We start from the raw sequence: 12,860 nt of genomic DNA, 5'->3' as shown, positions 1-12,860 counted from the left end.
ATTTTGCTTACTTCGGATTATTGGGTTGCGCGTACATAGGCACCGTCTTGACGTCCACCGATCCAAGTCACAGTTAAATGAGACTCTTCCACATCTAGGCGGGTAGGAAAAATTTCTAAGTGCTTGCTATATTTCGGTAATGCTTTTAAACCAATGCAGTTGCCGTTTTTCCACCATGTTCCTTCGGCATATTGGTCTAAAGAGCCGACAGCTAAGTACCATTTAAATTTACCGTTGGGCTCTAGTAAAAGCTCGGAACCGACCTCCATAACGCCGTTTAAATAATAATGTCCAGCCCACGCCTGATCTGCGTCTTGAAACTTCACTTCCTGACAGGATGTTTGATTTTCAGTATTGCTATTGGCATAAAGTGGCATTGTGAAGGATAGGGCGATAATGCAGAGTAGTTTTGAAATCGATGTATGCATTTTTATAATATCTTCATCTATTTTTCATCTTGTATTATTTTTAGCATAAATAAACCCGACACATCGAGATGAATCGGGTGAGCTGTTTCAAATCTAATAATTATTGTTCTAAATAAGGGTTTTCAAAACCGAGTTTAGCCAAAATTTCAATTTCGATACCTTCCATTTCTTCAGCATCTGCTTCTGACGTTTCATGGTCATAGCCCATGAGGTGCAAAGTGCCATGTACCAACATATGAGTGAAATGCGTCAGTGGCGTTTTGTTTTGTTCTTTCGCTTCCAACAGCACCACAGGAATGCAAATGACCAAATCGCCAATAGGAAATGAGTCAAGAATTTGCGCCATTTCATCGGGTAAGTCACTAGGGAAAGACAACACATTGGTTGATTTGTCTTTGCCGCGATATTCCAAATTCAATTTATGACTTTCGTCATGGTCGACACAAGCAATGCCAATTTCACAGTTACTTTGTGTGCCAATATGACGTAAAACAGTTTCTACAACTTTTTTGATATAGCCACGTTTCAAGACCAACTCAGGTGCTTGAAAGTCCTGTTGTAGAGAAAGACTCAGTTTCAAAATAGATCCTTAAATAATGATATCTGCGGGCATTTTAAAATGCCCGCAGACTTTAACTTAATGCTGAGCATCGGCAGCGGCATCATTTTCAGCCACTAAGGCCTCTTGACGCGCTTTGCGTTCAGCACGCGCTTCAGCAGTTAAGCGATGTTGTTCTGCATCCCATCCCTCATAAGCTTCAACAATTTTTTGGACTAATTGGTGACGTACTACATCACGAGAGTGGAAGCGGGTAATGTGAATTTCTTTGATTTTGTCGATGATGCGTAAAGCATGCGCCAGACCGGATTGCTGACCACGCGGTAAGTCGACCTGTGTGATATCGCCTGTAATCACTGCGCGCGAACCAAAGCCTAAGCGTGTGAGGAACATTTTCATTTGTTCAGGCGTGGTGTTTTGCGCTTCATCTAAAATCACGAAAGAGTGGTTTAAAGTTCGACCACGCATATAAGCCAGTGGTGCCACTTCAATCACTTGACGTTCAATCAGTTTGGCCACTTTTTCAAAGCCTAGCATTTCATACAAGGCGTCGTAGAGTGGGCGCAAATAGGGATCAATTTTCTGGCTTAAATCACCCGGTAGGAAACCAAGTTTTTCACCCGCTTCAACGGCAGGACGAACCAATAAAATCCGTTGAATTTCATTACGTTCTAGCATATCGACTGCGGCTGCAACTGCGAGATAGGTTTTACCTGTACCCGCGGGTCCAATACCAAAAGAAATATCACTTTGTAGAATACGCTGCACATAACGCTTTTGGTTGGCACCACGTGGATTGATACGACCTTTACGGGTTTGGAGCCATACTTCATCTAAACCAGTGTGCTCTTGCCCGTCGAGGTCTTCTTGCAATTCACGGTCAGTCTGACTGCCTTGAATCATGAGGTGTAAGGTGTCGGCACTGATTTGTGCCGTATTTTCTGCTTCTTCATGCAGGCGATGGAGCAGACCTTCGGCTCTCTCAACTGCATCCATTTCACCATCGACATAAAATGCATCACCTCGATGGGAAATAGTGACATCTAAACGCTGTTCGATTTGTTTCAAATGACCGTTATAAGCACCGAGCATGCTCTTTAAACGTTCTATTGAAACCCCAGGAAAAGTTACTGTACGTCGAATCGCTGCAGTCAAGAGAATTCCTTTAAGTAGTCAGAATCTATTCCCTTACATTACGCCACGTCAGGCTCAAGATTCAAGAGTTCACCATAAACAAAATTCAAAGTTTTAATCTCTGTCACTTCGATTTCGGCGAAACGTCCGACCCATGCTGCATCACCAATAAAACTCACATAACGAGTGTTATCTGCCGTGCCAATCAGTAAGTTTGGATCTTTGTCAGAAACCTTTTCGACCAAAACGCGTTGAATCGTGCCGAGCATGGCATCGGTCTTGTCAATACTTGAGCGTTTGATCCATTTTTGAACTTTACTGAGACGCTCTTTTTTCACCTCTTCAGAGGTGGTGTCTTCAAGATCGGACGCAGGTGTACCCGGACGTTTTGAATAGACAAAACTGTAGGAATGGTCGAAGTCCATATCTTTGATGAATTGATAGGTTTCTTCAAAGTGCGCATCGGTTTCACCCGGGAAGCCAATGATGAAGTCACTGGATAAATGCATATCTGGACGGACTTTGCGTAATTTGGCAATTTTGTCGATATACACATCAATCGTGTGGTTACGCTTCATGGCTTGCAATACATCATTTGAACCACTTTGTACGGGTAAATGTAAATGCGACACCATTTGCGGGAGGTCACGGTAACATTCAATCAAGTCATCATTAAATTCAAGCGGGTGTGAGGTGGTGTAGCGCAAACGCCCAATCCCCGGAATTTCTGCAACCAGACGTAACAAGTCTGCAAAAGTACAGATATTGCCTTCGAATGTTTCACCGCGGTAACCATTGACGTTTTGACCCAATAAAGAAATCTCACGGACACCTTTTTCGGCTAAGGTTGCAATTTCTGCTAAAACATCATCCAATGGGCGAGAAACTTCTTCACCACGGGTGTAGGGCACCACACAGAATGAACAATATTTTGAACAACCTTCCATAATTGAAACAAAAGCCTTGTAACCTTCAACACGCGGTTCAGGTAAAAAGTCGAATTTTTCAATGTCTGGGAAAGAAATATCGACCAATTTGATTTTTTCTTTCTTGGGTTTTTCGATTTGATCGAAGTGCTGATCCAGCATTTGTGGCAAACGGTGCAAGGTTTGTGGGCCAAAAATCATGTCGACATAGTTGGCACGTTTTTGAATGTTGTCGCCTTCTTGCGAAGCTACACAACCACCGACACCAATGATCAGGTCTGGATTTTTGTCTTTCAGCTTGCGCCAGCGACCCAATTCAGAGAACACTTTTTCTTGGGCTTTTTCACGAATCGAGCAGGTATTCATGAGTAGAATATCAGCTTCTTTCGGATCTTGGGTCAGCACATAACCGTGCGAGTCGCCAAGTAAGTCTGCCATACGGTGACTGTCATACTCATTCATCTGACACCCTTGCGTTTCGATATACAGTTTTTTAACTGATCCATCGATGGCTGGGGTGTGCTGTGGCTGGGTAACAGTGTTTTCTGAGGCAGCTTGGGCACCATTTGGAATGAAGGTTTGAACCGTCATGTAGGCTCCTAAGGGGATAAATCTAGGTTTTTGTGTCTGATCGGTATCTGTGGCGGCGAAAGCAGAGCTTGGCTGGCGACAAAAAAGGTCGATCAAACACCATGTGAAATCTACGAAAGGCGCATATTTTAGCAGGAAATCTGAATAAACTTATAGCTTTAAATCTGAAGCTAAAAAGATTGATTTGTGAAGTGAAAATGCAGGAAAATTAATATTGTCTAATCATAAGGTTACATAAGAGAACAATAGAGTCTGTTATGAGTTATTAAACTAATGAAAATGATGATACGAGACTAGGCAATCCAAAGATGACTGAAGGCAAACCCATGTTAAAACGATTACAGAATAAATATTATCAAGTGTTTGCGTTGGGTGTGGCTGCCTTGGGTCTATCGGCAGCGACACATGCCGCAGATGAACAGTTTAATGATGCTTTGCGTGCAGCAAATGCAGGCAATGTTGGTTTATTACAACAATATCAAAGCAGTATGCAGGGTGATGTACTGGGCTATTATCCTGAATACTGGGTACTTAACAGTAATTTGGCGTTGCAACCTGCGGCGAATATTGTCAATTTTGCACAGCGTTATCCGCAATCTGCTATGGCTGAGAAGTTAGCAGCAGATTACATTGAAGAAAAAGTCAAAATGGCTGACTTTACTTCTGCGCAGCCAGTATTGGCCTATGTGTCCAATGCAGATCGCGCAGAAAGCTGTGCTATGGCGCAAGTCCGGGCCAAGTCAGGCGATCCTTTGGTTTTTGCCGAATATAAAGATGTTTGGCTCACGACCAATTCACAGCCTGAGTCTTGTGCAGGGCTGGGGCGCATGATGTTGTCTAGTCCACTGATGACGGAACAAGACAAACAACAACGTCTATGGTCACAGCTACGTGCAGGGCAGTCAGGTCAAGCGATTGCAACCGCACAAACCATTGGCATGAATCTGTCTTTGGCCCAGCTGAATAGCATTCAAGCCGATCCACTGAACTATCTCTGGTCCGCACCGAAAGCGTCGGCGGCAGATCAAGCGTATTTAATTTATGCCATTGGCCGTTTAGCCGACAGTGATCTAAATACTGCACTGGCGTCGGTCAAGCGTGCTGCAGAGGGTACACCTGAGTCGGTGCAAAAAGCGTTGTACCGTGCTGTGGGGTATATCGGTGGCACAACTGTTATGAAAAATAATTTTAATGTGGAAGTGTTGCAAGCCTTCGATCGAAGCTACGGTTTAGCACTGAGTGAAGAAGAAGCTGAAATCTATGCACGCCAAGCCATTCGCTTCGGCGCATGGGAGAGTGTCATTCGTGCCATTGATGGCATGAGTGTGACGCAAAAACAAGAAGATCGCTGGCAATATTGGTTAGCCCGTGCTTCAGAACAACGTGGTGATGCAAAGTCAAAAACACTGGCACGCGAGATCTTCAAAAAATTGTCAGTAGGTGACGATTATCATAACTTATTGGCAAAAGATCGTATTGGTCAGCGTTATCAAACAATTCCAGCCAATACCCAACCGAGCAATGCGGATGCGCAGCGTTTGAGTCAAGATATTCACTTTAGCCGCGCTTTTGCACTGCGCAACGTCAATGCGCCAGACAATTATGTCAACCGTGAATGGAATTGGGCTGTTCGACAAGCTTATTTAAAACAAGATGATGGCTTAATTTTGGCTGCTGCCAAACGTGCCACAGAAATGGGATGGTATGACCGCGCGATCTATGCAGCCGATCGAACCGTCAAGCAGCATAACTACAGTTATCGTTATGCCATGCCGCATCAAAGCTATGTGGTCAGCCATAGTCGCAATGCAGGCATAGATCCTGCATGGGCGTATGGGTTAATGCGTCAAGAAAGCCGATTTGTTACCCATGCACGTTCGCATGTCGGGGCAGGTGGTTTGATGCAAATCATGCCAGATACGGCAAAACTGGTCGCTAGACAAATGGGTGAAACCTATAATCCTGCTGCACTGAGTGATATGAATACCAATGTACGTTATGGCACATTTTACTTGTCCATGATTCAAAGCCAATTAAGTAACAGTCCTGTACTTGCCACCGCAGGTTATAACGCAGGGCCAAATCGTGCGCGCCGTTGGCAGCCTGAAAATCAGCCGATTGCGGCGGATCAATATACAGAAAGTATTCCTCTGACAGAAACTCGTGATTACGTCAAGCATGTCATGAGTAATGCGACCCATTATGGTGTTCTGCTTGGACAGGGACCACAGTCGATCACCCAGCGCATGCAAAATATCCCTTTTAGAAGTCAATGATAAAGGCCTAGGTATTTTATGGTTTTGATGTCATCCCAATCTGTCTTAACGCAAAAGCTTCTGCTGTTGATCAGCAGCGGCATAGCTATGGGATTTTTTGCGACATCAGCTCATGCAACACCGACCGTGTTTGGTTATGTGATGGAAGTTCAAATGACACCTGCCGTGTGTTTGTTTGATAGCCAAGGCTCAAAGAAACGGAAATGTTTGGAAGGCTATTCACTCAATATCACTGGCTTGTATCCTGAAACTACAACACGAGAGTGTCAGACCAAATCTTCAGCTGTATTGTCTCCGCTTCAAACTAAAGTGGTGGCTAGGGTGATGCCCGATGAGCATGCACGTCGCCAGTTATGGGCTGAGATTGGGGGGTGTGTGCCGATGAGTGCCAGTCAATATTTCCGTAACGTGATTAATTATGCAGAACGTTTAAAAATTCCAGCAGATTTGACTTCATCTGAAAATAAAACCGCACAACTGCACAGTTTACGTGGACAGTTCCAGCGTTTAAATCCCGGACTGCCTGCCAGCGGGCTCCGTTTTAGCTGTCGTACTCACCGTCAAACCAATATTTTGACCGAAGTCAAAGTTTGTTATAAACCCAATGGTCAGTACAAAGGCTGTGCAGAGAATATACAAGAAAACTGCCCAAATTCTTTTGCGATCAAGGGTTCTTACTAATCTCTTTCCCTAAATTAATTTATATTTCCTATCATACTTTTGTTGGAATTCATTCTCTTTTACATGCATCTGCCAAAGTATTGGAGTACAATCTTTGCCGTTTATGATTATTAAGATTAGATAGAACAGCTATTTAATCATATAACGTTCCTCAAATGGAGATAAGTACATGAAGCAACCTGTTCGCGTTGCCGTTACTGGCGCTGCTGGTCAAATCGGTTATAGCCTATTATTCCGTATCGCTAGTGGCGAAATGTTAGGTAAAGACCAACCAGTTATTCTGCAATTGTTAGAAGTTCCTTTTGAGAAAGCTCAAGCTGCGCTTAAAGGCGTAATGATGGAATTAGACGACTGTGCTTTCCCATTATTGGCTGGCATGATCGGTACTGATGATCCAAAAGTTGCATTTAAAGATGCTGACTACGCGTTATTGGTTGGTTCACGTCCACGTGGTCCTGGTATGGAACGTGCTGACTTATTGAAAGTGAACGGTGAAATCTTCATCGGTCAAGGTCAAGCACTAAACGAAGTTGCTAGCCGTGACGTTAAAGTACTTGTTGTAGGTAACCCTGCAAATACAAATGCTTACATCGCAATGAAATCTGCTCCAGATCTTCCAGCGAAAAACTTCACAGCAATGCTACGTCTTGACCACAACCGTGCGTTGACTCAAATTGCTCAAAAAGCGGGTGTTGCTGTAGCAGACATCAAAAACATGACTGTTTGGGGTAACCACTCTCCAACGATGTATGCTGACTACCGTTTTGCAACTGCAAATGGCGAAAGCTTAAAAGACAAAATCAACGATGCTGACTGGAACGCGAATGTATTCCTTCCAACTGTTGGTAAACGTGGTGCTGCGATTATCGAAGCGCGTGGTTTGTCTTCAGCTGCTTCAGCTGCGAACGCTGCTATCGACCATATGCGCGATTGGGCGCTTGGCACAAATGGCGAATGGGTAACGATGGGTATTCCTTCTGACGGTTCTTATGGTATTCCTGAAGGCGTAATGTATGGTGTTCCTGTAACTTGCGAAAATGGCGAATACACACGTGTTGAAGGCCTAGAAATCGATGCGTTCAGCCGTGAGCGTATGGACAAAACTCTTCAAGAACTTGAAGAAGAGCGCGCAGCAATTGCTGACATGCTTAAATAATTAAAAACTGATCTGTTCAAGATCTGTTTTGAAAAAGCACTCCATTTGGGGTGCTTTTTTATATGGGGTATTTATTGAACAAAAAATAACATGCTGTGATGTAGATACAACTGAGCATAGATGGCCAAAGGTTTATTCTAAAAGGGCATGATCAGAGCTTGAGGAGAACAATGATGTTTGACCAACAACCGACTTTAGAACTTTTATTTGAACAATTGGGGCTTGATGCGAGTGCGGAAGCAATCGATCAGTTTATTGAAACACACCAACTTACTTCAGACGTTCCATTGCATAAAGCACCCTTTTGGTCAAAAGCACAGCATGACTTCATTATCAGTAATTGGAAAAAAGATGATGAATGGGCAATGGTGGTCGACCTGTTAAATGAACAATTGCATACAGAACATACGCTTTCAGGATCGTGTCATTTATAATCACAAATTGAAACAACAAACCTAGTTTTATGACTAGGTTTTTTTAGAAAATACATATAAGTTAATTCAATAATAATTGACAATTGTATTGATAAGGAGGCCGAGATGCTCAGTCAACATAAACCATCCTTAGAGCTTTTATTTTCGCAACTGGGACTCGCCAATAGTGCGGCTGCCATCGAGTTATATATTCGTACGCATCAACTTCCTGCTCATCAGTCTTTACACGATGCACCGTTTTGGAATTCCGCTCAACGTGCGCTATTAATCAGTCATTTGGTTCAAGATGATGATTGGGCGATTATGGTTGATGAACTTAATCAACAGCTACATCTTGATGCTTATAAACTTCAAACTGCTTAAATTGATTTTATGCTGTTGTCATTTGAATAGTAGGATTGACCCATAAAAAAACGCCTGATTTCAGGCGTTTTTTTATTTGTGCATTTTAGTGCAATTTACTTTGCATCAGCTTGATAAACCAATCTTCTTGATGAAGGTCAACAAAAGCGGCATGTTCACGCAGTAAAACGAAATCAAACTCGGTGCTTTTCGCATATTTACCAAGCCAGTGTCGTGCCAATGCCGACTCTTTTCTACTGACCGAGGCATAGGCCAAAAACAGGTAAATATCGCCCTGACCATAGCTGGTCAGCGGTTTTAAAATTTGCTGTGTAATCAGTGCAAAGCGATCTTCTTTGGTGATTTCAAAGTACAGCATATAAGCCTTTGCAAGGTGCAAAGACAAATTGAGGTACAAAGATAGAGGCATTTCCTCAAACTCAATTCGACCTTGCTCAAGTAATACCACCGCTTCTTGTAAAAAGTGGACTTGCTCTTGGCGCAGTTGGCTCAGTGTGACCAACTGTAAGCGCAAATCAGCACGCTCAAGGGCTAATTCAGGGCTATTGCCTTGTAGGTAGAGTTGATCTGTTTCACCAATACGCTGAATAATTTGTTGACTGCTGGCACGCATCGGTTACATCCTCATCAATTGATGTTCAGTATATGAGGATACTTCTTACAATTTAAAGTCTTTTTGCTTGAATCACAGGATTGTACTGTCACTCCGTAACCATCCAGTAATCGATAAACGCTGATGTTTAGCTTCTAAGACCTCATGCAGTAAGTCACTTTGAAACAATGCAATACGATTCGGTTTGGGTTGTAGTACATGCCAAATGTCATTTTTATCTTGCAGATGAAGTTCACCGCCCCAATCGTCTTGCCAGTCTTCGTGTAAATAATAAACCGTAGAAATCATGCGGCCATTTTTACCTTGAGGATTATCACGGTGTAGGGCATAAAACTCGCCAGCGTTATAGCAAGCAAAATGCGCTTCGACGTCTCGAATACCGAGATAAAAAGCACGATTTAGTTCCTGACCCAAACTAAAAAGGGCTTGAACATGTTGATTGGAAATAACGAGCTCGGGATTGAGCCATAAAATGTGATCACTACGGATCTTGCTGATGACACCGTTTTGAATAGCAGCTTCACGAAAGCGGTTTAAGTTCGAAGTACATTCTTCAATGAGTTGATGTACATAGTCATTAGAGTAGGCGTCATCAATGATGGCAAAACCATGTTGATCTAAATCATCTAGGATTTGATCAACATTCCAAGACTTTGGGAGAAGAACTGCTTCCATTACATTAACCTAAAAAAGACAAAGAAAAGCCACGGTTATTCTAGTGTATGAAAGCAATCTGAACGAAACTATTTTTCATGCTAAAATACTCATTGATTTTAGGAATGATAGAAACATGAATTACCGTCACCACTTCCATGCAGGTAACTTTGCAGATGTCATGAAGCATGTCCTTTTGCTTCAGATTTTGACTCGCCTCAATCAAAAAGATAAACCGTATCGTTATATTGATACGCATGGCGGTGCTGGTAAATATGATTTATCGACTTCAGAAGCACAAAAGTCGGGTGAGTTTTTAAATGGTATTCACCGTTTAGTAAAACTTGATGACTCGATTAAGCGTAATGCGCCTGAAGGTGTTCAGCAGTATTTAAAAATTGTTGAAAAAATGCGTGAAGGTTCAGGCAAAGGTGCTTATCCAGGTTCGCCATGGTTTGCATTGGAAGGCATGCGCGAAATCGATAAAGCCACTATTTTTGAAATGCAACGTGATGTATTCCAACAGTTGTATTACAACGTTCGTGACAAACGCGCGGGCTTACATGAGCGCGATGCGTATGAAGGGCTATTTGGCGTTATTCCACCCAAAGAAAAACGCGGTTTGGTGATGATTGATCCACCTTACGAAGTGGAGCGTAAAGATTTCCCTCAATTGGTTGATCTCATAGCGACTGCATATAAAAAATGGCCAACGGGTGTGTTTGCAATTTGGTATCCAATCAAAGACCGCGCCATGATTGACCGTTTTGAAAAGAAAATGATTAAAACCGGTATTCGCCGTCAGTTGATCTGTGAAGTATGTGTTTGGCCAGATGATACCCCAGTGGGCTTAAATGGTTGTGGTCTGTTGGTGATTAACCCACCTTGGAAGTTTTCTGAAGATGCAGATGAAGCGCTACAATGGTTATTCCCGCATTTGCGTATGAGTGAAAATGGTGGTCATGCTGCTGTTCGTTGGTTAGTTGGCGAATAAAGATAGACTATAAGAGAAAAGGCTACATTAGGATCGACAGAGAATGACAAATATAAATAAACCTGAAAGCGAATCTTCACCCCGCAGTACGCCTACTTTTGATGGGATTACTTTTGAGGTAGAAGAAGAAGAGCACACACAGGAAGGTCAAAAGGTAAAACGTCGAGGTATTTATTTGTGGCCGAACCTGATTACAACTGCAGCGTTGTTGTCAGGCTTTTATTCCATCATTGCCAGTATGAATGGCAACTTCCAGCAAGCGATTTATGCCATTTTCTTGGCAGCGTTGTTGGATGGCTTGGACGGTCGCGTTGCACGAGCAATTGGTGCACAGAGCGCTTTTGGTGAGCAGTATGATTCTTTATCGGATCTATTAGCATTCGGTGTTGCACCCGCTATTTTGATGTATAGTTGGAGTTTGGATTCGCTCGGGCGCATAGGTTTGGCATGTTGTTTTGTCTACACCGCCTGTGCTGCGTTCCGTTTAGCACGTTTTAATGTGCAAATCGGTGTGGTCGATAAGCGTTACTTTATTGGTGTAGCTAGTCCTCTTGCTGCCATTATTATTATTTCATTGGTTTGGGTTGGACTCGACTTCCCAGAAATTTTTGATATTCGTGAGCGGGGGATTCAAGTCATCAGCGCAGCAGTGATTGTGTCTGTCGGACTCCTCATGATTTCGAATATTAAATATTATTCATTTAAAACGGTAGATCGTAAGCGAGTACCATTTTTTGTCCTTCCTATTGCGGTCTTTATTTTTGCTGCAATGACTTACAATATTCCTGTGGGTATTTTAGTTATTTCTTTGATTTATGCACTATCTGGCTTTGTTACTACGTTTTTAGCACGACGTCAGCACAGCCCATCATGAGTTAATGATATGTAGAAGGAGTATGATATGTGGTTGTTTCAAGATTTTCTCGATCAGTCTAAACAACTTAATCAGGCTCCTTCACGGTCACTTCCTGCTTATCACCCACCCAATAAAAAATATAAAATTATTCATCAAGCTTTAACCATTCCCAATCTTCCAGCACCATTACATTATTTAAATTTTTTGAGCATGATTGGTCAGCCCAATACGCCCATGTTTCGGAATAACAGTGCAATCAGAACTACACCCTTAGATACCGCGACCGTATTGGCCAGTAGTAGTCCACATATGGCAGGGCAACTGAACCGCTATTCAATTTCTGCGGAATGTTCATTTCAAGAAAAAACATTTAAATTTGCCAATAAAGAACAGCTCATGGGGGCATTCCCAAAATTTCAAATTCAAAGAAAAGACACAGAATTGAGTTTTGAAATTGAAATAACAACAACACCACTGATCTCACATTTCACCAAATTGCGTTTTGGTCTTGCTGAGCATTGGTCTGTATTGTGTCGATGTCAGGGAGAAGTTAAATATAAAGAACAGCGCTATGACATTGATCAGTTGGGTGCTTTTGAATACGCGCGCAGTATCGACTTTAGTTATTTACCCTTAGCGTTTTTCACATATCAAGTCATTAATCTAGTAGATCAGCGTCAGTTATTGTTAGAACAAATTCGAGATTCGTTTAATCGAATTGTACAGTCACGTATCTATATACGTGATTTGCACAAACAACAAACCCATATGTTTGATCGGATGGTGCACTTTCAAGTTCATCGCGTTTACCCTGCTGTGAAAACCCCCAATGGGCAAAAAATGTATTTGCCGCGAGAATTTGAATGGCATTATCAAGATGAGCAGGGACATCACATCCATCTTTACGCTCAAAGTCGTGGTGATTTTAAATTTGGTTTGGCTGCGGGTTATGTAGGTAGCTTTAAATATCAACTCAAAATGGATAATTATGAGGAACAGGGCGAAAGTGGTTATTGTGAATATGTGGATTGTCGTGCATTAAAGTGGCAAGAAAAAAAATCGCAAGAAAAAAATCGAAATGAAATTGGAGAAATTGTTCCCTTTTCACTCAAAAAATAAGAAAAAAGCGTCATTTTGCTGAATAAATAAACAAGTGGAAGTTTTTTTATAAATAATTGAATAAAGGGGGTTGTGT

At 42.3% G+C, this 12,860-nt stretch carries 14 protein-coding genes; 8 read left to right on the top strand and 6 right to left on the bottom strand.

Going from position 1 to position 12,860, the window contains the following annotated elements; all coding sequences use genetic code 11:
- Window positions 1-17: 17 nt before the first annotated feature.
- The 4 genes from ACF8FD_RS00525 to miaB all read right to left on the bottom strand — a co-directional run bounded on the left by ACF8FD_RS00525 (window position 18) and on the right by miaB (window position 3,638).
- Window positions 18-428 carry a hypothetical protein gene (locus ACF8FD_RS00525; RefSeq protein WP_373430674.1) on the bottom strand — a complete coding sequence of 137 codons (411 nt, stop codon included), beginning with the start codon at window positions 426-428 and terminating at the stop codon, window positions 18-20.
- Between the two features lie 100 nt (window positions 429-528).
- Window positions 529-1,008, bottom strand: coding sequence for an rRNA maturation RNase YbeY (gene ybeY, locus ACF8FD_RS00520; RefSeq protein WP_234304470.1), 480 nt, complete (start codon window positions 1,006-1,008; stop codon window positions 529-531).
- Between the two features lie 57 nt (window positions 1,009-1,065).
- The gene (locus tag ACF8FD_RS00515) at window positions 1,066-2,142 is read right to left on the bottom strand and encodes a PhoH family protein (RefSeq protein ID WP_004977846.1); all 1,077 of its coding nucleotides are present in this window, start codon (window positions 2,140-2,142) and stop codon (window positions 1,066-1,068) included.
- Between the two features lie 38 nt (window positions 2,143-2,180).
- The gene (miaB, locus tag ACF8FD_RS00510; protein WP_010327568.1) at window positions 2,181-3,638 is read right to left on the bottom strand and encodes a tRNA (N6-isopentenyl adenosine(37)-C2)-methylthiotransferase MiaB; all 1,458 of its coding nucleotides are present in this window, start codon (window positions 3,636-3,638) and stop codon (window positions 2,181-2,183) included.
- Window positions 3,639-3,946: 308 nt separating this feature from the next.
- Between miaB and ACF8FD_RS00505 the strand changes: the two genes are divergently transcribed.
- The 5 genes from ACF8FD_RS00505 to ACF8FD_RS00485 all read left to right on the top strand — a co-directional run bounded on the left by ACF8FD_RS00505 (window position 3,947) and on the right by ACF8FD_RS00485 (window position 8,548).
- Complete coding sequence (locus tag ACF8FD_RS00505) at window positions 3,947-5,914, top strand: lytic transglycosylase domain-containing protein (protein WP_234304471.1); 1,968 nt, start codon at window positions 3,947-3,949, stop codon at window positions 5,912-5,914.
- Window positions 5,915-6,001: 87 nt separating this feature from the next.
- Window positions 6,002-6,595 (top strand): ribonuclease I, encoded by a 594-nt coding sequence (locus tag ACF8FD_RS00500; RefSeq protein WP_372239180.1) that lies wholly within the window; start codon window positions 6,002-6,004, stop codon window positions 6,593-6,595.
- Between the two features lie 169 nt (window positions 6,596-6,764).
- On the top strand, window positions 6,765-7,751 hold the full coding sequence (locus tag ACF8FD_RS00495) for a malate dehydrogenase (protein ID WP_010327565.1): 987 nt from the start codon (window positions 6,765-6,767) through the stop codon (window positions 7,749-7,751).
- Between the two features lie 173 nt (window positions 7,752-7,924).
- A complete protein-coding gene (locus ACF8FD_RS00490) occupies window positions 7,925-8,185 on the top strand; it encodes a DUF2789 family protein (RefSeq protein WP_004691222.1) in 261 nt (86 codons plus the stop codon).
- 105 nt (window positions 8,186-8,290) lie between these two features.
- The gene (locus tag ACF8FD_RS00485) at window positions 8,291-8,548 is read left to right on the top strand and encodes a DUF2789 family protein (protein WP_004691219.1); all 258 of its coding nucleotides are present in this window, start codon (window positions 8,291-8,293) and stop codon (window positions 8,546-8,548) included.
- 85 nt (window positions 8,549-8,633) lie between these two features.
- Here ACF8FD_RS00485 and ACF8FD_RS00480 read toward each other — a convergent pair whose 3' ends face one another.
- Both ACF8FD_RS00480 and ACF8FD_RS00475 read right to left on the bottom strand, forming a co-directional pair.
- Window positions 8,634-9,161 (bottom strand): hypothetical protein, encoded by a 528-nt coding sequence (locus ACF8FD_RS00480; RefSeq protein WP_004691217.1) that lies wholly within the window; start codon window positions 9,159-9,161, stop codon window positions 8,634-8,636.
- Window positions 9,162-9,233: 72 nt separating this feature from the next.
- Window positions 9,234-9,836 carry a 2OG-Fe(II) oxygenase gene (locus ACF8FD_RS00475; RefSeq protein ID WP_010327563.1) on the bottom strand — a complete coding sequence of 201 codons (603 nt, stop codon included), beginning with the start codon at window positions 9,834-9,836 and terminating at the stop codon, window positions 9,234-9,236.
- Between the two features lie 115 nt (window positions 9,837-9,951).
- Here ACF8FD_RS00475 and ACF8FD_RS00470 point away from each other — a divergent pair, with 115 nt between their 5' ends.
- The 3 genes from ACF8FD_RS00470 to ACF8FD_RS00460 are packed head-to-tail and all read left to right on the top strand — an operon-like array spanning window position 9,952 to window position 12,784.
- Window positions 9,952-10,809, top strand: coding sequence for a 23S rRNA (adenine(2030)-N(6))-methyltransferase RlmJ (locus ACF8FD_RS00470; RefSeq protein ID WP_004691214.1), 858 nt, complete (start codon window positions 9,952-9,954; stop codon window positions 10,807-10,809).
- A 43-nt stretch (window positions 10,810-10,852) separates the two neighbouring features.
- Window positions 10,853-11,683 carry a CDP-diacylglycerol--serine O-phosphatidyltransferase gene (pssA, locus tag ACF8FD_RS00465; RefSeq protein ID WP_279678746.1) on the top strand — a complete coding sequence of 277 codons (831 nt, stop codon included), beginning with the start codon at window positions 10,853-10,855 and terminating at the stop codon, window positions 11,681-11,683.
- 27 nt (window positions 11,684-11,710) lie between these two features.
- A complete protein-coding gene (locus ACF8FD_RS00460) occupies window positions 11,711-12,784 on the top strand; it encodes a DUF6670 family protein (protein ID WP_234304473.1) in 1,074 nt (357 codons plus the stop codon).
- Window positions 12,785-12,860 lie beyond the last annotated feature (76 nt).

Origin of the sequence: Acinetobacter sp. TYF_19 (assembly GCF_043105125.1) — a bacterium.
GTDB classification, from domain to species: domain Bacteria; phylum Pseudomonadota; class Gammaproteobacteria; order Pseudomonadales; family Moraxellaceae; genus Acinetobacter; species Acinetobacter johnsonii.
The sequence above is the reverse complement of the archived record's forward strand: the minus strand, read 5'-3'. Positions and strand labels throughout refer to the sequence as shown.

Bases quoted from the DNA above. Each gene is read 5' to 3' on its own strand.
- ACF8FD_RS00525 (WP_373430674.1), bottom strand. From the start codon at position 428: ATGCATACATCGATTTCAAAACTACTCTGCATTATCGCCCTATCCTTC.
- miaB (WP_010327568.1), bottom strand. From the start codon at position 3,638: ATGACGGTTCAAACCTTCATTCCAAATGGTGCCCAAGCTGCCTCAGAA.
- ACF8FD_RS00505 (WP_234304471.1), top strand. From the start codon at position 3,947: ATGACTGAAGGCAAACCCATGTTAAAACGATTACAGAATAAATATTAT.
- ACF8FD_RS00500 (WP_372239180.1), top strand. From the start codon at position 6,002: ATGGGATTTTTTGCGACATCAGCTCATGCAACACCGACCGTGTTTGGT.
- ACF8FD_RS00495 (WP_010327565.1), top strand. From the start codon at position 6,765: ATGAAGCAACCTGTTCGCGTTGCCGTTACTGGCGCTGCTGGTCAAATC.
- ACF8FD_RS00490 (WP_004691222.1), top strand. From the start codon at position 7,925: ATGTTTGACCAACAACCGACTTTAGAACTTTTATTTGAACAATTGGGG.
- ACF8FD_RS00485 (WP_004691219.1), top strand. From the start codon at position 8,291: ATGCTCAGTCAACATAAACCATCCTTAGAGCTTTTATTTTCGCAACTG.
- ACF8FD_RS00480 (WP_004691217.1), bottom strand. From the start codon at position 9,161: ATGCGTGCCAGCAGTCAACAAATTATTCAGCGTATTGGTGAAACAGAT.
- ACF8FD_RS00475 (WP_010327563.1), bottom strand. From the start codon at position 9,836: ATGGAAGCAGTTCTTCTCCCAAAGTCTTGGAATGTTGATCAAATCCTA.
- ACF8FD_RS00470 (WP_004691214.1), top strand. From the start codon at position 9,952: ATGAATTACCGTCACCACTTCCATGCAGGTAACTTTGCAGATGTCATG.
- pssA (WP_279678746.1), top strand. From the start codon at position 10,853: ATGACAAATATAAATAAACCTGAAAGCGAATCTTCACCCCGCAGTACG.
- ACF8FD_RS00460 (WP_234304473.1), top strand. From the start codon at position 11,711: ATGTGGTTGTTTCAAGATTTTCTCGATCAGTCTAAACAACTTAATCAG.